The sequence below is a fragment of the Pararcticibacter amylolyticus genome (assembly GCF_003130405.1).
GTDB lineage: Bacteria > Bacteroidota > Bacteroidia > Sphingobacteriales > Sphingobacteriaceae > Arcticibacter > Arcticibacter amylolyticus.
Genome location: NZ_QEAS01000066.1, coordinates 1 through 1631, shown reverse-complemented (window position 1 = coordinate 1631; position 1631 = coordinate 1). Strand labels below are relative to the sequence as shown.

Sequence of the window (1631 nt, the reverse complement as noted above, 5' to 3'; positions counted from 1 at the left end):
CCGTCGCTGAGGCTGCTCAGCCGGTTGCCTTCATAGCTGTATGACAGGTTGTCCATCGTGGTGATCGTCCCGCTAATATACGCATTCCGCTGAAGGGACAGGATATTGCCGTTCTCATCGTAACGGATATTCTTCTCGTCATAGGCCCCGGCGTTCCCCCAGCTGCCGCCTGAGAGGCGCTCCTGGTACAGGGCGTTCTTCAGCCGCTGAAGGTTGTCGTACTCAAAACGGTAGCTCCGCTCTTTGGGACTGCCCCCCTGGGGGTCTTTGGACTTCCATTTGACGGCCGAGATCATCCCGTTATAATAAGGGCTGTTCCCGATGGCGGCTTCCTGCTGGTCGTAAAGGATTTCCTCAGGAACCACCGTTTATACCTAGCTATATGCGAAGAGCAGTTCAAAATCTCTTTCGAGATCCAATGGCTTCTCTCACCGTACATAACTCAATAAAATTATCCAGTTAAGATTATTTTAGTAATAACATATCACACTTAAACAGTCATCTTTTTACTTCTATAAATCTATCTGATCTAATAACTGCTTTAATTCGATGATCCTGGCTCTTGTTGTTTCAGTTTTACATTTTATCACCGCAGCAGTTGCCATTGTTCCGCCCTTATAAATTAACGAGTAAATTCTGCTATAATCGTCCCTGAAAGCGATCCACCTTTTTTGGGACTGAACCAATGTCGCTTTCTGTGATTCATTTAGTTTAGGGATAATTTTCTTGTACAATGTGTTTAGTTCCTTGTCTACCTTTTGATATTCGATCTGCGTACAGGCATTAATCTCACTTTGTGTCTTTGCATTAGCGCAATCTACTCTATTTTGCGAATAGACACTGCTACTAACACACAATGTCAATATACAACCCGCTAGAAATGATTTTTGTGTTTTTAAGAGTCCTTTTAACATTTAATTTGATATTTAGTATTTTCCGTGCAAAAATAAATTTATCTCATCAGCTCGCCGATCTACAAGCCCCGACACTCCACCATTTGTCCATCTTGCTAATTGAGCTGGTATCGCATCAAAATTGTTCGCATTAAGTTCTCGTAAAAGGGTAGAGCGAGAAAAGGCTCCAACTCCCACATTGAACGTAAAACTCACCATTGCATCAAATTGATATTGAGTTAGTGAAACCTTTACTAAGCTATTAACAGAAGCTACTCTGCTTTGTGCATCCACTTTCAATAGCGACAAACCTTGTATTTTAGTCATCCCCCTATATTGTGCTATGTCAGCCGCAGTAACTCCGCTTTTATGCAATAGATGGCCGTATCCAGCAGTAGCGAACCCAAAGGCGTCATTATATGGGTTTATTCCATTGTTTCCAAAGCCTTCATGATCAGCAATAAATTGCAATCCCTGAGAACTTAAGTTCATTCCCTCTGTATTCGCCCCCACATTATTCTTCTTACTATTCCCCACGAATATCGTCACCGCAAAACCACTGATCCCGGCGATCGTAGTCGGTTTCCCCTGTGCATCATAATAGAGCTTGCCAATGGTGATGTATCCCTCGCTCGTGCGTGACACGACCGGTTTACCGATCCGCATCGGATCATTGTTGAAACGCGTAGCCGCCTGTTCAAACGTCCGGGCCATGCCCCAGAACCCACCCCATGAGCC

General features: G+C 44.1%; 3 protein-coding genes. All 3 read right to left on the bottom strand.

The features are described 5' to 3' along the window. A partial coding sequence (locus DDR33_RS25025; protein WP_202913849.1) for a hypothetical protein occupies nucleotides 1-365 on the bottom strand: 365 nt, incomplete at its 3' end. 147 nt (nucleotides 366-512) lie between these two features. Then, a complete protein-coding gene (locus tag DDR33_RS27045) occupies nucleotides 513-914 on the bottom strand; it encodes a lysozyme inhibitor LprI family protein (protein ID WP_109418506.1) in 402 nt (133 codons plus the stop codon). Nucleotides 915-926: 12 nt separating this feature from the next. Continuing rightward, on the bottom strand, nucleotides 927-1631 hold a 705-nt coding region (locus tag DDR33_RS25015), incomplete at its 5' end, for a lysozyme (protein WP_109418505.1).

Bases quoted from the DNA above. Each gene is read 5' to 3' on its own strand.
- DDR33_RS27045 (WP_109418506.1), bottom strand. From the start codon at position 914: ATGTTAAAAGGACTCTTAAAAACACAAAAATCATTTCTAGCGGGTTGT.